This is a genomic window from Micromonospora violae, from assembly GCF_004217135.1.
Lineage (GTDB): Bacteria > Actinomycetota > Actinomycetes > Mycobacteriales > Micromonosporaceae > Micromonospora > Micromonospora violae.
Window position 1 is genome coordinate 4497206 of the sequence record NZ_SHKK01000001.1, and the last position, 20583, is coordinate 4517788.

The 20583-nt window shown below is 69.8% G+C and carries 21 protein-coding genes; 5 read left to right on the forward strand and 16 right to left on the reverse strand.

Annotation, left to right across the window (positions count from 1 at the left end; all coding sequences use genetic code 11):
• Nucleotides 1-5 precede the first annotated feature (5 nt).
• Nucleotides 6-2012 (reverse strand): protein meaA, encoded by a 2007-nt coding sequence (locus EV382_RS19945; RefSeq protein WP_130404072.1) that lies wholly within the window; start codon nucleotides 2010-2012, stop codon nucleotides 6-8.
• A 151-nt stretch (nucleotides 2013-2163) separates the two neighbouring features.
• On the opposite strand from EV382_RS19945, the gene EV382_RS19950 reads away from it, so the two are divergent.
• Genes EV382_RS19950 through EV382_RS19960 form a run of 3 tightly spaced genes read left to right on the forward strand, consistent with a single transcriptional unit; the run spans nucleotide 2164 to nucleotide 4717 of the window.
• Entirely contained in the window at nucleotides 2164-3015 is an 852-nt protein-coding gene (locus tag EV382_RS19950) for an ABC transporter ATP-binding protein (RefSeq protein ID WP_130404074.1), read from the forward strand.
• Nucleotides 3012-3857: an ABC transporter permease gene (locus tag EV382_RS19955; protein ID WP_130404076.1), complete on the forward strand. Its 846-nt coding sequence runs from the start codon at nucleotides 3012-3014 to the stop codon at nucleotides 3855-3857. Before EV382_RS19950 ends, EV382_RS19955 begins: the two co-directional genes overlap by 4 nt.
• Before the next feature lie 47 nt (nucleotides 3858-3904).
• Complete coding sequence (locus EV382_RS19960) at nucleotides 3905-4717, forward strand: alpha/beta hydrolase (protein WP_130404078.1); 813 nt, start codon at nucleotides 3905-3907, stop codon at nucleotides 4715-4717.
• A 42-nt stretch (nucleotides 4718-4759) separates the two neighbouring features.
• Here EV382_RS19960 and EV382_RS19965 read toward each other — a convergent pair whose 3' ends face one another.
• Nucleotides 4760-5608: a 3-hydroxyacyl-CoA dehydrogenase family protein gene (locus EV382_RS19965; protein WP_110561611.1), complete on the reverse strand. Its 849-nt coding sequence runs from the start codon at nucleotides 5606-5608 to the stop codon at nucleotides 4760-4762.
• A 101-nt stretch (nucleotides 5609-5709) separates the two neighbouring features.
• Nucleotides 5710-7152, reverse strand: coding sequence for a UDP-N-acetylglucosamine 1-carboxyvinyltransferase (murA, locus tag EV382_RS19970; protein ID WP_130404080.1), 1443 nt, complete (start codon nucleotides 7150-7152; stop codon nucleotides 5710-5712).
• On the opposite strand from murA, the gene EV382_RS19975 reads away from it, so the two are divergent.
• The gene (locus EV382_RS19975) at nucleotides 7151-7723 is read left to right on the forward strand and encodes a cob(I)yrinic acid a,c-diamide adenosyltransferase (protein ID WP_130404082.1); all 573 of its coding nucleotides are present in this window, start codon (nucleotides 7151-7153) and stop codon (nucleotides 7721-7723) included. The two genes, murA and EV382_RS19975, sit on opposite strands and share 2 nt — an antisense overlap.
• Nucleotides 7724-8053: 330 nt before the next feature.
• On the opposite strand, the gene EV382_RS19980 is transcribed toward EV382_RS19975, so the two are convergent.
• The 13 genes from EV382_RS19980 to EV382_RS20040 form a co-directional block, all read right to left on the reverse strand.
• Nucleotides 8054-8509 (reverse strand): DUF2550 domain-containing protein, encoded by a 456-nt coding sequence (locus EV382_RS19980; RefSeq protein ID WP_124857610.1) that lies wholly within the window; start codon nucleotides 8507-8509, stop codon nucleotides 8054-8056.
• 12 nt (nucleotides 8510-8521) lie between these two features.
• Nucleotides 8522-8803, reverse strand: a complete 282-nt coding sequence (locus EV382_RS19985; RefSeq protein WP_030333186.1) for a F0F1 ATP synthase subunit epsilon — start codon at nucleotides 8801-8803, stop codon at nucleotides 8522-8524.
• Between the two features lie 88 nt (nucleotides 8804-8891).
• Nucleotides 8892-10034, reverse strand: a complete 1143-nt coding sequence (locus EV382_RS19990) for an LCP family protein (protein WP_130404084.1) — start codon at nucleotides 10032-10034, stop codon at nucleotides 8892-8894.
• Nucleotides 10035-10259: 225 nt separating this feature from the next.
• Nucleotides 10260-11696, reverse strand: coding sequence for a F0F1 ATP synthase subunit beta (atpD, locus tag EV382_RS19995; protein WP_130404086.1), 1437 nt, complete (start codon nucleotides 11694-11696; stop codon nucleotides 10260-10262).
• A complete protein-coding gene (locus EV382_RS20000) occupies nucleotides 11696-12625 on the reverse strand; it encodes a F0F1 ATP synthase subunit gamma (protein ID WP_130404088.1) in 930 nt (309 codons plus the stop codon). The genes atpD and EV382_RS20000 overlap by 1 nt, the downstream gene beginning before the upstream one ends.
• A gap of 4 nt (nucleotides 12626-12629) precedes the next feature.
• Nucleotides 12630-14282: a F0F1 ATP synthase subunit alpha gene (gene atpA, locus EV382_RS20005; RefSeq protein WP_130404090.1), complete on the reverse strand. Its 1653-nt coding sequence runs from the start codon at nucleotides 14280-14282 to the stop codon at nucleotides 12630-12632.
• Between the two features lie 165 nt (nucleotides 14283-14447).
• A complete protein-coding gene (locus EV382_RS20010; protein WP_130404092.1) occupies nucleotides 14448-15269 on the reverse strand; it encodes a F0F1 ATP synthase subunit delta in 822 nt (273 codons plus the stop codon).
• The gene (locus EV382_RS20015) at nucleotides 15269-15808 is read right to left on the reverse strand and encodes a F0F1 ATP synthase subunit B (RefSeq protein WP_130404094.1); all 540 of its coding nucleotides are present in this window, start codon (nucleotides 15806-15808) and stop codon (nucleotides 15269-15271) included. Before EV382_RS20015 ends, EV382_RS20010 begins: the two co-directional genes overlap by 1 nt.
• Nucleotides 15809-15837: 29 nt before the next feature.
• Nucleotides 15838-16080 (reverse strand): ATP synthase subunit c family protein, encoded by a 243-nt coding sequence (locus EV382_RS20020; protein WP_130404096.1) that lies wholly within the window; start codon nucleotides 16078-16080, stop codon nucleotides 15838-15840.
• 66 nt (nucleotides 16081-16146) lie between these two features.
• A complete protein-coding gene (atpB, locus tag EV382_RS20025) occupies nucleotides 16147-16944 on the reverse strand; it encodes a F0F1 ATP synthase subunit A (RefSeq protein ID WP_130404098.1) in 798 nt (265 codons plus the stop codon).
• Between the two features lie 11 nt (nucleotides 16945-16955).
• Entirely contained in the window at nucleotides 16956-17192 is a 237-nt protein-coding gene (locus tag EV382_RS20030) for an AtpZ/AtpI family protein (protein WP_030333169.1), read from the reverse strand.
• Nucleotides 17193-17373: 181 nt separating this feature from the next.
• Nucleotides 17374-17799, reverse strand: a complete 426-nt coding sequence (locus tag EV382_RS20035; RefSeq protein ID WP_130404100.1) for a hypothetical protein — start codon at nucleotides 17797-17799, stop codon at nucleotides 17374-17376.
• Nucleotides 17792-19081, reverse strand: coding sequence for a serine hydroxymethyltransferase (locus tag EV382_RS20040; RefSeq protein ID WP_208758457.1), 1290 nt, complete (start codon nucleotides 19079-19081; stop codon nucleotides 17792-17794). The genes EV382_RS20035 and EV382_RS20040 overlap by 8 nt, the downstream gene beginning before the upstream one ends.
• Nucleotides 19082-19116: 35 nt before the next feature.
• On the opposite strand from EV382_RS20040, the gene EV382_RS20045 reads away from it, so the two are divergent.
• The gene (locus EV382_RS20045; RefSeq protein ID WP_130404104.1) at nucleotides 19117-20580 is read left to right on the forward strand and encodes an SDR family oxidoreductase; all 1464 of its coding nucleotides are present in this window, start codon (nucleotides 19117-19119) and stop codon (nucleotides 20578-20580) included.
• Nucleotides 20581-20583: the final 3 nt, after the last annotated feature.

A 20583-nucleotide genomic window follows, 5' to 3' on the forward strand; every position in this document is an offset into this window, starting at 1 on the left:
ACCGGTCAGGGCAGGTCGTTGGCGCGACGGATGACCGTCACCAGGTCGTCGATGATGCCGGTGAGGGCGAAGTCCTTCGGGGTGAAGACCCGGGCGACCCCGGCCGCCCGGAGGGTGTCCGCGTCGCTGGCCGGGATGATGCCGCCGACGACCACCGGCAGGTCCGCCCGGCCAGCGGCGCGCAGCCCGTCGAGCACCGCGGGCACGGCGGCCAGGTGCGATCCGGAGAGCACGGAGAGCCCGACCAGGTCGACGTCCTCCTGCACGGCAGCGGTGACGATCTGCCCCGCGGTCAACCGGATGCCCTGGTAGACGACCTCGAAGCCGGCGTCGCGGGCGCGTACCGCGATCTGTTCCGCGCCGTTGGAGTGCCCGTCCAGGCCGGGTTTGCCGACCAGCAGCCGCAGCCGGCCACTGCCCAACTCCCGGGCGGTGGCGGCGACCCGCTCGCGGACCGCCGCGAGGCCCTGCTCACCGCCGCCGCCGGTGCCGCCGGCGAGGCCGGTCGGCGCCCGGTACTCGCCGAAGACCTGGCGCAGCGCGCCGGCCCACTCGCCGGTGGTCACCCCGGCCCGCACGCACTCCAGCGTCGCCGGCATCAGGTTGGTGGTGGTCGCGGCGTCCGCGCGCAGCCGGGCCAGCGCCGCGTCGACCACGGCCGCGTCCCGCGCGGCCCGCCACCGGTGTACGCCGTTCACGGCCGCCGCCTCGACCGCCGGATCGACCTGCTCGACGGTCGCCGCGCCGGCGGCGGTCAGCGGGGAGGGTTCGGTCTCGGTGTACCGGTTGACCCCGACCACCACGTCGGCACCGGACTCCATCCGCCGGCGGCGTTCGGCCAGCGACGCGACCAGCGCGCTCTTGAGGTAGCCGGTCTCCACGGCGGCGACGACGCCGCCCAACTCGAGCACCTTGTCCAACTCGACCCGCGCCCCGGTGACCACCTCGTCGACCAGCGCGGTCATCACGTGCGAGCCGGCGAAGAGGTCGGGGTATTCGAGCAGGTCCGACTCGTACGCCAGGACCTGCTGCATCCGCAGCGACCACTGCTGGTCCCACGGGCGGGGCAGGCCGAGGGCCTCGTTCCAGGCGGGCAGTTGGACCGCCCGGGCGCGCGCGTCGCGGGACATCGTCACGCCGAGCATCTCCAGCACGATGCGCTGGATGTTGTTCTCCGGCTGCGCCTCGGTGAGGCCGAGCGAGTTGACCTGCACGCCGTAACGGAATCGCCGTTGCCGGGCGTCGGTGACCCCGTACCGGTCCCGGGTGATCTCGTCCCAGAGCACGCCGAACGCGCGCATCTTGGCGATCTCCTCGACGAAGCGCACCCCGGCGTTGACGAAGAACGAGATCCGCTGGACCACGTCGCCCATCCGCTCGGCCGGCACCTGGCCGGAGTCACGGACAGCGTCGAGCACGGCGACGGCGGTGGCCAGCGCGAAGCCGACCTCCTGCACGGGCGTGGCGCCGGCCTCCTGGAGGTGGTACGAGCAGATGTTGACCGGGTTCCACCGGGGCATCTCGCGCAGCGTGTACGCCACCACGTCGGCGGTGAGCCGCAGCGACGCCGCCGGCGGGAAGATGTAGGTGCCCCGGGACAGGTACTCCTTGATGATGTCGTTCTGGGTGGTGCCGGCGCACCGGGCCAGGTCGGCGCCCTGCTCCAGCCCGACGGTGCCGTACAGGGCGAGCAGCCACATCGCCGGGGCGTTGATGGTCATCGAGGTGTTCGTGTCGGCGAGCGGGAGACCGTCGAAGAGCGCCCGCATGTCACCGAGGTGGGCCACCGGCACACCGACCCGGCCGACCTCACCGGTGGCGAGTTCGTGGTCCGGGTCGTACCCGGTCTGGGTGGGCAGGTCGAAGGCGACCGAGAGCCCGGTCTGCCCCTTCGCCAGGTTGCGGCGGAAGAGAGCGTTGGTCGCCGCGGCCGACGAGTGGCCGGCGTAGGTGCGCATCACCCACGGGCGGTCCCGCTCGGGCAGCCGCCCCGGGAATGCCGTCTCATCCATGGCCGGAGTCTAAGTTACCGTTCAGTAAAAAGGGCTGTGGAAAACCACACAGGTCCATGTCGGGGACGTCCGGGTGCCAAGCGCCCGCAGTGGCGCGGACCGCCACACCCCGGGCACCACCCAGGCCAGGCCAGGACGCACACTGGACAGCATGGATGACGAGCTGGCCATCTCCGTCCGAGGGCTGCGCAAGGCGTACGGCGACAACGTGGCCGTGGCGGGCGTGGATCTCGACGTCCACCGTGGCGAGGTGTTCGCGTTGCTCGGCCCCAACGGCGCTGGCAAGACCACCACGGTGGAGATCCTGGAGGGCTACCGGCGTCGCGACTCGGGCGAGGTGACGGTGCTCGGCACGGACCCGGCCCAGGCCGATCCGGACTGGCGGTCCCGCGTGGGCATCGTGCTGCAGGGCACCGGGGAGTTCGACGAGCTGACAGTGGCCGAGGTGGTCCGGCACTTCTCCGGCTTCTATGCCGACGCCGACGACCCGGACAAGGTGATCGAGCGGGTCGGGTTGACCGACAAGGCGAAGGCTCGTACGCACACCCTCTCCGGCGGCCAGAAGCGCCGCCTGGACGTGGCGCTGGGCATCATCGGCCGACCGGAGCTGCTCTTCCTCGACGAGCCGACCACCGGTTTCGACCCCGAGGCCCGCCGCGAGTTCTGGGAGCTGATCCGCGACCTCGCCGCAGCCGGCACCACCATTCTGCTCACCACCCACTACCTGGACGAGGCCGAGGCCCTCGCCGACCGGGTCGGCGTGATCGCCGGCGGTCGGCTGGTCGAGGTGGCCGCCCCGAACCGGCTGGGCAATCGGCAGGAGGCCCTCGCGACGGTCTCCTGGCGTACCCCGGAAGGGACCTTGGACAGCGCGCAGACCGCGACGCCGACGGCCTTCGTGGCCGACCTCGCCGCGCGCCACGACGGCGAGGTCCCCGGGCTCACGGTGACCCGGCCGACCCTGGAGGACGTCTACCTCACCATGATCGGACACGCGCGATGACGACCACGACGAAGCCGGCGACGCCGATCACCGCGACCCGCGGCCGGCGGCCGGGTGCCGCTGCGCTCGCCCTGCGCCAGGGCCGGCTGGAGACCACCCAGTTCCTGCGCAGCCGGGAGTCGGTGGTCTTCACGATGGGCTTCCCCATCATCATGATCCTGATCTTCGCGTCGATCTTCCATGGGACGATCGGCGGCGGGGTGAAGTTCACGCAGTACTTCATCACCGGCATGATCGCGACCGGTCTGATGACCGTGAGCTTCCAGAACCTGGGCATCTGGATCCCGGTCGAGCGGGACCGAGGGGTGCTCAAGCGCTACCGGGGCACGCCGATGCCGAAGTGGGTCTGGTTCGCCGGCAAAGTGATCATGGTGGTGGTGATCGGAATCGCCGAGACGGCGCTGCTGCTGGCCGTCGCGGTGGCGCTGTTCGACCTCGACCTGCCCGGCACCGCCGAGAAGTGGTTCACCTTCGGCTGGGTAGCCGTACTCGGGGTGACCGCGTGCACCCTGTCCGGCATCGCGATCTCGTCGCTGGCCCGCAGCGCCCGCAGCGGCTCGGCGGTGGTCACCCCGGTCGCCCTGGTCCTCCAGTTCATCTCCGGGGTGTTCTTCGTCTTCACCGACCTGCCCACCTGGATGCAGCAGGTGGCGGCGCTGTTCCCGCTCAAGTGGATGTGCCAGGGCCTGCGGTCGGTGTTCCTGCCGGAGAGCTTCGGCGCCCAGGAACCGGGCGGCTCGTTCGAGCTGGGCCGGGTGGCGATGGTGCTGGCCCTGTGGTGCGTGATCGGCCTGGTGGTCTGCCTGACCACCTTCCGCTGGACCACCAAGCGCGACGGCTGAGCCCTTCCGGGGCCCACGATCCGCCCCGGAGCTGCCAGACTTCGACGATGACCGTTCGACCGACCCGGCGTGGGCTGCTCCTCGCGGGGGCAGGAGCGACGGCGCTGACGGTGGGGGTCGGCTGGGCAGCCCGTGACCTGATCCGCCCCTCGCCGGCACGGCCCGATCCCCCGGACGCGCCGGCCGGCGACGAGCGACTGACCAGCCGCCCGTCCGCCGCACGTGGCCGCTCGGTCGACTTCTACACCGCCGTCCCGGCCGGGCACGGCGACGGTCAGGGGTTGCCCGTCTGCCTCGTGCTGCACGGCGCGTCCACCACCGCACGGGACTTCCCCGGGCTCGGCCTGGGCCGATTCCTGACCGATGCGGTACGTCGGGGCGCACCGCCGTTCGTGCTCGCCGGAGCGACCGGCGACCGCCTCTCCTGGCGGCCCGCCGGCCGGGACGACCCGCAACGGATGGTGCGGGAGGAACTGCCGGCCTGGTGTGCCGAGCAGGGCTTCGACGCTGGCCGGCTGGCGGCCTGGGGCTGGTCCATGGGTGGCTTCGGCTCGCTGTTGCTCGCCGAGACCTGGCCGGGGCTACTCCGGGCGGTGGCGGCCTTCTCCCCCGCCGTCGCGCCCGGCGACGCCGTCTTCGCCGGTGTCGATCGGCTGCGCGGCGCTCCACTGGGCCTCTGGTGCGGTCGCCAGGACGACCTTCTCGACGACGTGCAGGCGCTGGAACGGGCCCTTCCCGAGCCGGCCGCCCGAGCCGAGTACGCCGACGGCCGGCACGACTTCCGGTACTGGGGCTCGGTCATACCCGACGCCCTCGACTTCGTCGCGGCGGCGCTGACCGCGCCGCCCGGCCCGAACTGAGCCGACCGCGGGGCCTACCTGCGGGCCCCGCGGCTGCCGGTCTCAGTAGGTGTAGAAGCCCTTGCCGGTCTTGCGACCCAGGTCACCGGCGGTGACCATCCGCTGGAGCAGCTCCGGCGGGAAGAACTTCTCGTCGGCGGTGTCGGTGTAGATGTTCTTCGAGGCGTGCAGCAGCACGTCCACGCCGGTCAGGTCGGTGGTGGCCAGGGGGCCCATCGCGTGCCCGAAGCCCAGCCGGCAGGCGGTGTCCAGGTCCTCCGCGGACACCACCCCGGACTCGACCAGCTTGACCGCCTCCATCACCAGCGCGGAGATCAGCCGGGTCGTGACGAAGCCGGCGATGTCCCGGTTGACCACGACGACCGTCTTGCCGATCTCCTCGGCGAAGGCCCGCGCGGTGTCCAGCGTGGCGTCGCTGGTCTTGTAGCCGCGAACCAGCTCGCAGAGCTGCATCATCGGCACCGGGGAGAAGAAGTGCGTGCCGACGACCGCCTCGGGCCGCTCGGTCACCGCGGCGATCTGGGTGACCGGGATGGCCGAGGTGTTGGTGGCCAGCACCGCGTCCGACTTGCAGATCTTGTCCAGGGCACGGAACACCTCGTGCTTGATCTCCAGCCGCTCGAAGACCGCCTCGACCACGATGTCCGCGTCGGCCGCCGCCTCCAGGTCGGTGGTCGGGGTGATCCGAGCCAGCGTCGCCTCGACCTCGGACGCCTCGATCTTGCCCTTCTCGGCGAACTTCTCCAGTGACTTCCGAATGCCGCCGAGACCCCGGGTGGTGGCCGCGTCGTCCAGGTCGCGCAGCGTCACCTGCCAGCCCGCCTGCGCCGCCACCTGGGCGATGCCGGACCCCATCAACCCGGCCCCGACGACCGCGAGTCGACCCGCCATCTACTTCTCCCTCGCTGCGATTGAGTGCCTGCCTGCACCCTAGTCGGCGAGCCTGAACGATGGCTAAGTGGCGGTGGGGCTGGATCTGCCGGGGCCCGATCTCAGATCTCCAGTGCCGGCTCCTCCGGTGTGGTGCCCCGCTCGACCGCCACCCCGAGCGCCCGCAGGTCGGCCACGAAGTCCGGGTAGCCCCGATCGACGTGGTGCACGTGCGAGACCTCGGTGACCCCGTCCGCGCAGAGCCCGGCGATGATCAGCCCCGCGCCGGCGCGGATGTCGGTGGCCCGCACCGGGGCACCGGAGAGCCGGTCCCGGCCCCGGACCACCGCGTGATGCCCGTCGGTCTTGATGTCCGCGCCGAGCCGCATCATCTCGTTGGCGAACATGAACCGGCCGTCGAAGATGTTCTCGGTGATCAGGGAGGCCCCGTCGCTGACGGCCGCCAGCCCGATCGCCATCGGCAGCAGGTCAGTGGCGAAACCGGGGTACGGCAGCGTCACCACGTCCACCGCCCGGGGCCGCTCGTCCATCCGGACGCGGAAACCGTTCCCCCGGGTCTCCACCAGCCCGCCGGCGGCCACCACCTTGTCCAGGGCGACCTCCAGAAAGGCCGGGTCCAGCCCGGTCACCGTCACGTCGCCCCGGGTCATCGCCGCGCCGAACGCCCAGGTGCCGGCGACGATCCGGTCCCCCACCGTGGCGTGGCGGACCGGACGCAGACCGGGCACACCGGTGATCCGCAGCATCGACGTACCCGCACCGGCGATGCACGCGCCCATCTGGTTCAGCATCGTGCAGATGTCGACGATCTCCGGCTCCCGGGCCGCGTTGTCGATCACCGTGGTGCCCTGGGCCAGCACCGCGGCCATCACCAGGTTCTCGGTCGCGCCGACGCTGGGGAAGTCCAGCATGATGTCCGCGCCACGCAGCCCGTGCGGGGCGGAGGCGATGACGAACCCGTGCTCACCGGAGATCTCCGCGCCCATCCGGGTCAACCCGGAGATGTGCATGTCCAGGCCCCGCGACCCGATCGCGTCGCCGCCGGGATGGGCCACCCGCACGTACCCGCGGCGGGCCAGCAGGGGGCCGAGCACGCAGATCGAGGCGCGCAACCGTCGGACCAGGTCGTAGTCGGCCTCCGCGCCCGGCTGCTCGGGTACGTCGATCGTCACCGACCGGGACCGGGCCACGCCACCACGGGCGACCATCGGGTCGACCGGGTCGTCCGCGTCGAACTGGACGTCGCAGCCCAGCCGACGCAGCACCTCCCCCATGATCGCGATGTCGGTGATCCGTGGGACGTTGGTGATCACGCTGCGGCCGGGTGCGAGCAACGCGGCGGCCATCAGCTTCAACGCCGAGTTCTTGGCACCGACCACGTGCACGGTGCCGGCCAGCCGGGCGTCACCGCGGACCCGGATGACGTCGACATCGTTGACCGCCGGATCGCCGGCGTCGCCGGGACCGACCACCACCGGCCACCCGGCGGTGCTGTCCGGCCGCGCCGGGATGGTCAGGTCGGGAATCCGTAGGCTGTGCGTCATGGCCGTCCACCTCACGCGCATCTACACCAAGGCCGGCGACGCCGGCATGACCAGGCTGAGCAACAACGAGCAGGTGCCGAAGACCGATCCACGGATCGCCGCGTACGCGGATGTCGACGAGTGCAACGCGGCGATCGGCGTCGCCCTCGCGCTGGGAAACCTCGACGAGGAACTTCGCGGCGTGCTGGGGTCGGTGCAGAACGACCTGTTCGACGTCGGCGCCGACCTGTCCACCCCGGTGGAGCCGGAACCGAAGTACCCGCCGCTGCGGGTGACCGAGGAGTACGTCGAGCGCCTGGAGGGCTGGTGCGACGAGTACAACGCACGCCTGAGCAAGCTCGACTCCTTCATCCTCCCCGGCGGCACCGCAGGCGCGGCGCTGCTGCACGTGGCGCGGACCATCGCCCGGCGTGCCGAACGGGCAGCGTGGGCCCTGGTCAGCCACGATCCGGAACGAACCAGCACGCTCCCGGCAAAGTATCTCAACCGGCTCTCCGATCTGCTCTTTATCCTGTCAAGAACGGCAAATCCGGCAGGAGATGTGCTATGGGTGCCGGGCGGCAAGCGCTGAACGTCGGGCGCTCCGCACCACGTCGAAGTCTGGGTTCCCACTCTGCCTGCCACCACGCATAGTGCGGGCTTGATCCACTCGGAATCACGAAAATCGGGGCATCCCCATCAGCAGGACACCCCGGATCCAAGAAAATCGAGTCGATCAACCCGATAAGGCGAGACCCACCCACACCGGTAACGGCAAGTGATCAAAGCCCGCGCCAGAACGGCGGGCAGTGCCCAACGAAGGGTTTCCGGGGGAGCCCGCCCGGTGCAGGGATCAAGCCTGACCGCCCGGAGCCGGGCGGGCTCCCCCGGAAACCCAGAAGAGCAACCACAGAAGAGCCGATCAGGCAGCCGGCCAGTCCTGGGAGGCCATACGCGGCGAGACCGCCCCCGGAGGGGCGGCCTCAAGCCACGAGAGAAAACCGGTCACGGTCGATCGCGCCATGGCGATCTCCACCGGTGCGTGGTGACTGGTACAGCGGAGAATCACCCAGTCGGCCGGCATGGAGAACCGTTCCTGACCTTCGGGCAACCGACGGCGCTCCACGGCCAACCCCTTGCGGGAGAGCACTCGCTTGGGCCGGATCGCGAAGCTGAACATCCGGTACCAGCGCAGCTCGTCACCGGCGAACCGGCCGAAGCCGGGCGACCAGCCGCGGCCGTCGAGCATGGTGGAGACCCGGACGCTGAGCCGGATGATGCCACCGCTGCGGGTGACCAGAGCTCGCCGGACGAAGAGGATCAGCAGCGCGCCGAGGATGACGACAACGCCGATTCCGAATCCTTCGACGATCTCCATCCCCGGTGTGGCTCAGCGGCTCTGCGCGGAAACCGGGGTTGCGCTCTCGGCCAGCACGGTGACACCGTCGGCGCTCACCGAGAGGAAGCCGCCGGCCACCTCGTAGGCGACCTGCTCACCGCCGGCGAGCTTGATGCGCACCTGGCCGGGCTCGGCGAGCTGGCCGAGCAGCGGCGCGTGCCCCGGCAGGACACCGAGCTCGCCCTCGGTCGTCCGGGCGACGACCATTTCGGCGTCACCGGACCAGACCTTCTCCTCGACGGCGACGAGCTCGACGTGAAGCTGCTGTGCCACGCTGTCTCCTTGCTGCGGCTACGGATTGCCGAAAGTCTAGCCTGACGAAGCGGCGCGCCCAACGCGGGTGGGGACAACACCGCCCTGGCTACTTGGTCTTGTTGACGAATTCCGGGTGCTCCAGCAGGAACGGGTCGAGTTGCTCGTTGTGCAGTGCGGCGAAGAAGTCCTCGACCCCGTCCTGGAACTGCTCGCCCAGGTATTTCTTACCGTTGAAGACCCCGCCACCGGGCAGCTTGATCATCTCGATCGTGTTCGGGCGGATGTCCTTCAGGGCGAGCCCGAAGTCGACGACACTGTTGCCCCGACCGTTGAAGATCAGCGACTGGCCGGCGGCCCGGAGCACCTTGTCCAGCTTGATCGGGTTGGACACCACGTCGGCACTGAACGCCTGGCCGACCATGGCCTTCACGAACTGCTGCTGGTGGCGCTGCCGGCCGTAGTCCGAATCCGGGACGCCGTTCTTCGGGTAGCGCTGCCGGACGTAGTCCAACGCCTGCCACCCACTCAGATGCTGGTTGCCCTTCTTGTAGACCGCCTGCGGGCCGATGTAGCCCTCGCCACGGGGGTTGCCCGGCCGTGCCGTGCCGTCCGGCTGCTTGTGCTCCGATTTCACGTCACGCTCGACGTACATGTCGACACCACCCATGGCGTCGACGATCTTCTGGAAGCCGGTGAAGTTGATGATCGCGCCAGCGTCGAAGCGCTTGATGCCGGTCACCTTCTGCACCGTGGTGGCCAACAACTCGAAGCCGCGTGCCGCGTCGGGGTTCGCTCCGGGCACCCTGCTGCCGTACGACATGGCGGCGTTGATCTTCGTGGTCTCACCCGGGAACTGGGCCTTCTTGAACTCCGGGATGTGCACGTAGAGGTCACGCGGCACCGAGAACAGGTAGGCCCGGTCCATGGATGCCGGCACGTGCAGCACCATGATCGAGTCGGCCAGCGGCGCGGCCGTCGGCGTACGCGGGTCGATGCCGACGAGCAGGATGTTGAGCGGGCCCTTGATGTCGCTCTTCTTCGCCTGCGCACCCGCCGCCTGGTCGCCGAAGAGGTCGGCCTTGCCGACGGAGCCCTCGTAGCGGGCCATCAGCACCTCGGTGCCGACCAGCACCGCGCCGCTGAGCACGGTCAGCACGGCGCCGAACACCGTGCAGATTCTGGCCCACCGCGGCACACCTCGCCAGATGGATGGCTTGCGGCCACTCTTGCCGGCCTTACCCACGAGAATCTCCGTTCGTTACGCCCACGACGAGAAAGACGGGCGCACGTCGTCGAAAGGTTGCAAAGATCAACGCTCGTTCAGGTGAGCGCGGATCGAACCGTAGCTCGGGAGTCGCGGAAGTGACGACCCTGAGTAACGGACCGCGACGATGGTAAGACGCGAACATGAACAAAAGACTGCCCCGGCGTTGCCGGGGCAGTCTTTTGGTTACGGATCGAATGTCGGGCTGGATCAGCCCTTCATCAGCTCCTCAGCCTTCTTCTCCAGGTCGTCGAGGCCGCCGCACATGAAGAACGCCTGCTCGGGGAAGTGATCGTACTCACCCTCGCTGATCTTCCGGAACGCCTCGATGGTCTCCTTGATCGGGACCGTCGAGCCCGGCACGCCGGTGAACTGCTCCGCCGCGTAGGTGTTCTGCGAGAGGAAGCGCTCGATCCGCCGGGCCCGAGCCACGGTGATCTTGTCTTCCTCGGAGAGCTCCTCGATACCGAGGATGGCGATGATGTCCTGCAGGTCCTTGTAACGCTGCAGGATCCGCTTCACCTCGGTGGCGACCTGGAAGTGCTCCTGGCCGACGAACTCCGGGGCGAGGATCCGGGACGAGGACGCCAGCGGGTCCACGGCCGGGTAGATGCCCTTGTCGGAGATCGACCGCTCCAGGTTGGTGGTCGCGTCCAGGTGGGCGAACGTGGTGGCCGGGGCGGGGTCGGTGTAGTCGTCCGCCGGCACGTAGATCGCCTGCATCGAGGTGATGGCCTGGCCCCGGACGGAGGTGATCCGCTCCTGGAGCTCGCCCATCTCGTCGGCCAGGGTCGGCTGGTAACCCACCGCGCTCGGCATACGGCCGAGCAGGGTGGAGACCTCCGAACCCGCCTGGGTGAAGCGGAAGATGTTGTCGATGAAGAGCAGCACCTCCTGCTTCTTCACGTCCCGGAAGTACTCCGCCATGGTCAGCGCGGAGAGCGCCACCCGCAGCCGGGTGCCCGGCGGCTCGTCCATCTGGCCGTAGACCAGCGCGGTCTTGTCGATGACGCCGGACTCGGTCATCTCAGCGATGAGGTCGTTGCCCTCACGGGTGCGCTCACCCACGCCGGCGAAGACCGAGGTACCACCGAAGTTGCGGGCAACACGGGTGATCATCTCCTGGATGAGCACCGTCTTACCCACGCCCGCGCCGCCGAACAGGCCGATCTTGCCGCCCTTGACGTACGGGGCGAGCAGGTCGATGACCTTGATGCCGGTCTCCAGCATCTCGGTCTTCGGCTCCAGGTCCGCGAAGGCCGGGGCCTTGCGGTGGATACCCCAGTGGTCGTCCGGGGTGAGGGTCTCGCCCTCCTTGAGGTTGAGCACCTCGCCGATCGCGTTGAACACGTGGCCCTTGACCGCGTCGCCCACCGGAACGGTGATCGGCTCGCCGCGGTCACGAACCTCCGCGCCGCGGACCAGGCCGTCCGTCGGCTGCATCGAGATGGCACGGACCAGGTTGTCACCCAGGTGCTGGGCGACCTCCAGGGTCAGCGTCTTCTCACCGCCGGACAGGTCCACGGTGACGTTCAGGGCGTTGAACAGGGCAGGCATGGCGTCGCGCGGGAACTCGGCGTCGACGACCGGGCCGATGACCCGGACCACGCGACCCGTGGCCGTCTTGGTCTCTACTGGGGCAGTCATCACACTTCACTTCCCGACGCGGCCAGCGCGTTGGCGCCGCCGACGATCTCGCTGATCTCCTGGGTGATCCCAGCCTGGCGGGCCGAGTTCATCTCACGCGTGTACTTCTCGATCATCTCTTCGGCGTTGTCGGTGGCGCTCTTCATCGCCCGCCGCCTCGCCGCCGACTCACTCGCCGCCGACTCGATCAACGCCGCGTAGATCCGCGTGTTGATGTACCTCGGCAGGAGCGCGTCGAGCAGCGCCTCCGCCTCCGGCTCGAACTCGTACGCCGGCAGCAGCCCCTCGGAGCGCGGCCGGTCCTCCACCTGCATCGGACCAATGATCTTGGTAACCGGGTTCTGCGTCATCAGCGAGTGGAACTCGGTGTAGACGATGTGCAACTCGTCGACGCCGAGCACCCCGTCCGCTCCGGCACCGCCGTCGACGTCGTCCGCACCGGCGGTGAACGCCTTGATCAGCGTCTCACCCACGGCGCGGGCGTCCTCGAACGACGGCTGCTCGCTGAACCCGGTCCAGTTCGCCTCGATCGGCCGGTCGCGGAACCGGTAGAACCCGACACCCTTACGCCCGATGACGTAGAGCACCGGCTCCTTGCCGTCCGCCTTGAGGCGTGCGATCAGCGACTCCGCCATCCTGATCGCGTTGGAGCTGTAACCACCGGCCAGGCCACGGTCGCTGGTGACCAACAGGACGCCGGCCCGCCGCACCCGCTCACGCGGGGTGAGCAGCGGGTGGTCGATCCGCGCGTTGGACGCCAGCGCCGTGAGCACACCGGTGATGGCCTGGGCGTACGGCAGGGACGCCTGCACCCGGGCCTGAGCCTTGGCGATACGGCTCGTCGCCACGAGCTCCATCGCCTTGGTGATCTTCTTCATCGACTTCGCCGAGCGGATCCGTTGACGAAGAACGCGTACCTGGGCCGCCATCAGATCAGCTCTCGGCCGGGCGGTCGGTCGCGCTGTCGCGGAAGCGGGTCACCGTCTCACGGTTTTCGTCGCCCTCGAGCGGCTGGGCCGGCGCGTCGTTGACCTTGCGCTCGTCGTCCTTGTTGAGGAAGACCTGCTTGAACTCGGTGATCGCCGTGTCCAGCGAGCTGACGATGTCGTCGCCCCACTGGTTGTCGGCGATCCCGGCCAGCACACCCTCGTGCTTGTGCCGCAGGTACTGGAGGAACTCGGCCTCGAAGCGCCGGATGTCACCCACCGGGATGTCGTCCAGCTTGCCCTCGGTGCCGGCCCAGACCGAGACGACCTCTTCCTGCACCGGGTACGGCGAGTAGTTCGGCTGCTTGAGCAGCTCGACCAGCCGGACACCGCGGTCCAGCTGGGCCCGGGAGGCCCGGTCCAGGTCGGAGGCGAAGGCGGCGAACGCCTCCAGCTCGCGGTACTGGGCCAGGTTGAGCCGCAGCGAGCCGGCGACCTTGCGCATCGGCTTCACCTGAGCGGCGCCGCCGACCCGGGAGACCGAGGTGCCGACGTTGATCGCCGGACGAACGCCCTGGTTGAACAGGTCGGTCTCCAGGAAGATCTGGCCGTCGGTGATCGAGATGACGTTGGTCGGGATGAAGGCCGAGATGTCGTTGGCCTTCGTCTCGATGATCGGCAGACCGGTCATCGAGCCGCCACCCAGCTCGTCGGAGAGCTTCGCGCAGCGCTCCAGCAGGCGCGAGTGCAGGTAGAAGACGTCACCCGGGTACGCCTCGCGGCCCGGCGGGCGACGCAGCAGCAGCGACACGGCCCGGTACGCCTCGGCCTGCTTGCTCAGGTCGTCGAAGACGATCAGGACGTGCTTGCCGCCGTACATCCAGTGCTGTCCGATGGACGAGCCGGTGTAGGGGGCCAGGTACTTGAAGCCGGCCGGGTCGGACGCCGGCGAGGCGACGATGGTGGTGTACTCCATCGCGCCCGCCTCCTCCAGCTGCCCCTTGATCGAGGCGATGGTGGAGGCCTTCTGGCCGATGGCGACGTAGATGCAGCGAACCTGCTTCTTCGGGTCGCCGGTGCGCCAGTTGTCGCGCTGGTTGAGGATGGCGTCCAGGGCGACGGTGGTCTTGCCCGTCTTCCGGTCACCGATGATCAGCTGCCGCTGGCCCCGACCGATCGGGGTCATCGCGTCGATCGCCTTGATGCCGGTCTGCAGCGGCTCGAACACCGACTGCCGGGACATCACGTTCGGAGCCTGCAGCTCCAGCTCGCGGTAGCCCTCGTCGGCGATGTCGCCGAGCCCGTCGATCGGCTGGCCGAGCGCGTTGACCACGCGGCCGAGGAAGGCGTCACCGACCGGAACCGAGAGGACCCGGTTGGTGCGCTTGACCCGCTGCCCCTCCTCGAGCTTGGCGGAGTCACCGAGGACGACGACGCCGATCTCCCGCACGTCGAGGTTCAACGCCACGCCGAGCGTGCCGTCCTCGAACTCCAGGAGCTCGTTGGTCTTGGTCGAGGGCAGGCCCTCGACGTGGGCGATGCCGTCACCGGTGTCGGCGACGGTGCCGACCTCCTCGCGGGAGACGTCGGACGAGTAGGAGGAGACGTAGCGCTCCAGGGCGCCGCGGATCTCCTCCGTCGAGATGGTCAGCTCGGCCATCCTCTGCTTCCTTAAAATTCAGGGGCCCGGGATACCTAGTACCAACCGGTCCGAATGGCGTCTGTCAATCCGGGCGCTGGGCGGCCGAACCACCCCAACGCTGGGCGGCGAAACCGCTCAGCGTTTGGGCGGCGAAACCGCTCAATCTCTGGGCGGTGAAGCCGATCAGCGCTTCGCGAGCGCGTTACGGGTCTCGTTGAGGCGGCGCAGGATGGTGCCGTCGTACAGGTCGGAACCGACCCGGACGCTCACGCCACCGAGAACGGCGGGGTCAACCGTCTGCTTGACGGACACCTCTCGACCGTATATCGCGGTGAGGCTCGCACCCAGCCGGCGCTCGTCCTCGTCACTCAACGGGGCCGCGACGGTCACGTACGCCACCTGCCGGTCACGCCGGTCGGCGGCGAGTTCGACCAGCCGGGTGAGCGCCCCCGTGAAGGAACGTCCCCCGAACCCGCCGAGCGCCGCCTCGACGAGGCGGACGGTGACCGGGCGGGCCTTGTCGGCGAGCAGCTCGCGGGCCAGGGTGGCCCGCTGCTCGACCGGAGCGACCGGGTCGGCGAGCGCGTTGCTCAGCGCCGACTGACCGGCCACGACCTGGCCGAAGCGGAACAGCTCGTCCTCGACCTCGCCCAGCTCGCCGGCCTTGTCGGCGCTGGCGAGCAGTGCCTCCACGCCCAGTCGCTCGGTGCCGTCGAGCAACTCCGACGGTGCCGACCAACGGCCGGCGACCAGCGAGACGAGCAGGTCGAGCGCGTCGGCGCCGATCCGCCCGCCCAGCATGTCGCCGAGCAGCGCCCCACGGTCCTCACCGGAGCGGGCCGGCTCGGAGAGCGCCCGGCGCAGCCGCGGCTCACGCCGCAGCAGGGTCGCCACGGAGAGGATGGCGTCGGCGGTGGAGGTCACCGCCGACGGCTCCGCGCCGCGGACGTACGCGTCGAGGCGCTCGGCCGCGACCTTGTACGACTCCCGGCTGGCGGCCTGCATCAGCGGGCCCCCGTGCTCTCGAGACCGCTCAGGAACCGGTCGACGGTGCCCTTGCGGCGCGCCTCGTCGGCCAGCGACTCGCCAACGATCTTGCTGGCCAGGTCCACCGCGATCGTGCCGACCTCCGCGCGCAGCTCGCGCACGATGGTGGCCCGCTCGGCGGCGAGCGCGTCCTTGCCAGCCTGGATGACCCGGTCGGACTCTTCCCGCGCCTTGGCGAGGATGTCCTGCCGGATGCCCTCAGCGTCGGCCCGCGCGTCGTCACGGATCTTGGCGGCGTCGGTCCGGGCCTCAGCGAGCTGGGCACGGTACTGCTCGAGCAGCTGGTTCGCCTCGGCCTGGGCGGCCTCGGCGCGCTTGATGCCGCCCTCGATCGCGTCGACCCGAGCCTGGAACGTCTGCTCCATGCGCGGGAAGACGAACTTCATCAGCACGAAGCAGAGCACGGCGAAGGCCACCGAACCGACCACGATCTCCTGCCAGAGCGGGATGATCGGGTTGTGGGCGGACTCACCACCCTCAGCGGCGAGGAAGTACATGGAAGACCTCCCGGTCGAAAAGGGCTGGATCAGGCGGCGGAGCCGGCCCAGATGAAGCCGAAGGCGATGCCCAGCAGCGCCAGCGCCTCGATGACGGCGAAGCCGATCCAGACGTACGGCAGGGTCATCCGGGACGACTCCGGCTGGCGGGCGGTCGACTGGATGTAGGCAGCGAAGACCAGGCCAACGCCGATGCCCGGGCCGATGGCGGCGAGACCGTAGCCGATGGCAGCGGTGCTACCGGTGACCTCGGCGAGAACGCTAGCGTCCATTGGTGTGGTTCCTCCTGGTTATCACACGTGACTCTCACGCGGGACGACAACGGTTGGTGCGGTGGATCAGTGCTCTTCGGCGAGCGCGCCCTGCACGTAGCTGGCGGTGAGGACGGTGAAGACGTATGCCTGCAGGCAGATCACCAGGAACTCAAGGAAGGTGAGCGCGATGGTCATCACCCAGGAGAGCACCGAGACCGGGGCCAGCCAGGCGTTGGCGCTCAGCATCGCGAAGCCGCCGAGCGTGAAGACCAGCAGGAGCATGTGACCGGCGAACATGTTCGCGAAGAGACGAACCGCGAGCGAGAACGGCCGGACGATGAAGGTCGAGAAGAGCTCGATCGGAATCAGCAGCGGCAGGATGTACCAGGGTGCCGGCGGGACCAACGAGTTCTTGAAGTACTTGACGAAGCCGTGCTGCTTGATGCCGATGTAGTTGAACAGCACGTAGCTGATGATCGCGAGGATCGCCGGGAAGGCGATGTGCGAGTTCGGCGAGATCTGGAAGAACGGGATGATCGCGAACGCGTTCGTCAGCAGCACGAAGCAGAACAGCGTGGTGAAGTAGGGGGCGAACCGCACACCGGCGTGCCCGATCATGTCGACGGCGATGTTGTTACGCACGAAGCCGTAGATCGACTCGGCGAACCACTGCTTCTTGGTCGGCACCAACTGCGGGTTCCGGTAGCTCGCCAGGAAGAAGATGATCAGGACGCCGACCGCGATCCAGACCATCGCCGTGATCTTGGTGAACCAGTAGGAGTTCTCCACACCCCAGGGCAGGATGCTGGGCAGGTAGAAGTCGTCCACGCTGGGTGGGAATCCCGCCTGGCCCGCTGCCAGAACGTTCGCCTGTCCGAACACCGCGTCCCTTCCTAAGTAGGCGTGCCGAGTCGGCGGACGACCAGGATGATGCCCCCAGCCATACCGAGCACGACGCCGATCCCGGTGGCGACGCCGCCGGTGTCGAGCCACTGGTCAACCAGCCAACCGATGAAACCCCACACGAGCATGCCTCCGACGAGGTAGCTGAGCGCGGTCCAACCCTGACCGGCGCCGGACGGATAATCGTCCGGTTCACCGGCGGGACGGGGGGTTTGGTCACCAGCCATGACGGGGCGAACGATATCAGCCGGGAAGACGAGGCTGTGCCTCACCCCCCGCACAACCGTCGTTGTGTGGGCTTCTCGTGGGCGCCGTCGTCTGTGGGCACGCTACTCCCCTTCCGCCCGTCGGAAAATGACCGGAGGCCGACACATTGCCGCGCGTCCGAAAGGTGGGACGGCCGTCGGGTCAGCTGTGCGCCCGACGCGCGTGCACCGTGGTCAGCCACCAGATGTGCACCGCCGTCCACACTGCCACCCCGGCGACGATGCCGAGGCAGAGCGGGACCAAACCGCCCCAACCGGTCGACGCCACCGCCACCAGCACCGCACCCAACAGGCTGAACTTCAGCACGTACAGGCCCAGGCCGAGCGGCAGCAGCAACTGCGGGTTGACCTGGTCGGCCCGGGCCAGCACCACCGTGGTCAACGTGTAGCTGAACACCGTGACGCCCACACCCGCCGCCGCGCCGAGCGCCGCCGTCGCGCCGCCGGTCACCGCACCCAGCACCGCCGCGACCGCGGCGAGCGCCGCCGACGTTCCCAACAACACCGGCAGGTGCCGCAGCCGCCACCGCCGGTCGGCGTCCGGCTCGACCACCCCGGGCTCAGCCACGGGGGTACGCCGGAAACGCCGCGACCAGCTCGGCCACCTCGGCACCGAGCCGGGTCAACTGGTCGGCCCCGCCGGGAGCCTCGGGATCGGTCCGCACCGCACGGGCGATCAACGTGGCCACCTGGCGCAGCTCCCCCTCGCGCATCCCCTGCGTCGTGACGCTCGGGGTGCCCACCCGGATGCCGGAGGCCACCATCGGGGGCTGCGGGTCGTACGGAATGGCGTTCTTGTTCAGGGTGATCGACGCGGCGTCACAGCGCCGCTCGGCCTCGGTGCCGGTCACCCCCAGCTCCCGCAGGTCCATCAGCGCGAGGTGGGTGTCGGTGCCACCGGACACCGGCCGCATCCCCTCGTCGGCCAGACCGGCGGCGAGCGCCTGGGCGTTGCTGACCACCTGCCGGGCGTACGTCTGGAACTCCGGCTGGGCGGCCTCACGCAGCGCGACCGCCTTGGCCGCCACCGCGTGCATCAGCGGACCGCCCTGGGTGAACGGGAAGACTGCCTTGTCGATCCGCTGGGCCAGCGACTCGCGGCACAGGATCATGCCGCCGCGCGGCCCGCGCAGCACCTTGTGGGTGGTGGCGCAGACGACGTCGGCGTACGGCACCGGAGACGGAATCGCCCGACCGGCGACCAGGCCGATGAAGTGCGCGGCGTCCACCATCAGGTACGCGCCGACCTCGTCGGCGATCTCCCGGAACCGGGCGAAGTCGATCAGCCGGGGGTACGCGGTGGCCCCGCAGATGATCAGCTTGGGCCGGTGCGTTCGCGCCAGGTCCCGGACCTCGTCGTAGTCGATCAGCTCGGTGTCCGGCCGGACCGGGTAGCCGACCGGGTGGAACCACTTGCCGGAGAAGTTCACCCGGCTGCCGTGGGTGAGGTGCCCACCGTGTGGCAGGTCCATCGCCAGCACCGTGTCCCCCGGCTGCACCAGCGCCGCGTACGCGGCCAGATTGGCGCTCGCCCCGGAGTGCGGCTGAAGGTTGGCGTGCTCGGCACCGAACAGCTCCTTGGCCCGGGCGATACCGATCTCCTCCGCCCGGTCCACCTCGGCGCAGCCGCCGTAGTAGCGCCGGCCGGGGTAACCCTCGGCGTACTTGTTGGTCAGCGTCGAACCGAGCGCCGCCAGCACCGCCGGCGAGGTCAGATTCTCGCTGGCGATGAGCTGCAAGCCGCCCCGCAACCGGTCCAACTCACCGAGGACCACCCCGGCAATCTCCGGATCGGTGGCCCTGAGCTGCGCGAAATCCGGCCCCCAGAAGGTGCTCGTCTCGGTCTCCACAGCGAACGAGTCTAGGCGGCCGCACACTGGGACCCGTGAGATGCCTCGTCACCGGAGCGACCGGCTACATCGGCGGGCGGCTGACGCCGCTGCTGCTCGCCGACGGGCACACCGTGCGTTGCCTCGCCCGCAAGGCGGTGCGGCTACGTGACGTGCCCTGGGCGTCAGCGGCGGACATCGTCGAGGGGGACCTGAGCCGCCCGGAGACACTGGCCGCCGCGTTCGCCGACGTGGACGTCGCGTACTTCCTGGTGCACTCGCTGGGCCGGTCCGACTTCGAGGCGACCGACCGGACGGCGGCCACCAACTTCGCGGCGGCGGCGCGCGCTGCCGGCGTACGCCGCATCGTCTACCTGGGCGGCCCGGAGCCGGCGTCCGACGAGGAGGTGCCCTCCCCGCACCTGCGGTCCCGCGCCGAGGTGGGCCGGATCCTGCTGGCCAGCGGGGTACCCACGGCGGTGCTCCGCGCCGCGGTGATCATCGGGTCCGGCTCGGCGTCGTTCGAGATGCTGCGCTACCTGACCGAACGGCTGCCCGCCATGGTCACCCCACGCTGGGTCGACAACCGCATCCAACCGATCGCGGTCCGCGACGTCCTGCGGTACCTGGCCGGCTGCGCCGACCTGCCGGCAGAGGTCAACCGGGGCTTCGACGTCGGCGGGCCCGACGTGCTGACCTTCCGCGAAATGATGCAGCGCTACGCGCGGGTGGCCGGGCTGCGACGGCGGATTATCGTGCCGGTCCGCCCGCTCACCCCGTCGCTCTCCTCGCACTGGGTCGGCCTGATCACCCCGGTGCCGAACAAGATCGCCCGCCCGCTGGTGGAGAGCCTGATCCACGAGGCGGTCGTCCACGAACACGACATCGCCCGCCACGTACCGGACCCGCCCGAAGGGCTGACCGGCTTCGACGAGGCGGTGGCGCTGGCACTGGCCAAGGTGCGCGACGCCCAGGTGGAGACCCGCTGGTCCACCGCGAGCATCCCGGACGCGCCCGCCGAGCCGCTGCCCAGCGACCCGGACTGGTCCGGCGGCACCGCCTACACCGACCTGCGGGAGCGGACGGTGGACGCGCCACCCGCCGCGCTCTGGCGGGTCGTCGAAGGCGTCGGCGGCGAACACGGCTGGTACTCCTTCCCCCTGGCCTGGTCCATCCGGGGCTGGCTGGACCGGCTGGTCGGCGGGGTCGGGCTGCGGCGAGGACGACGCGACCCGCACCGCCTCCAGGTCGGTGAGGCACTGGACTTCTGGCGGGTCGAGGAGATCATCCCGGGCGAGTTGCTGCGCCTGCGCGCCGAGATGCGGCTACCCGGCCGGGCCTGGCTGGAGATGCGCGTCCTACCCGCCGACGGCGGCCGCAGCCGCTACCAGCAGCGCGCGGTCTTCCTACCGCGCGGCCTGGCCGGACACGCCTACTGGGGCTCGGTGGCGCCCTTCCACGCGGTGGTCTTCGGCGGAATGGCCCGCAACATCGCCCGCAACGCCGAACACCCCCGCTGACGT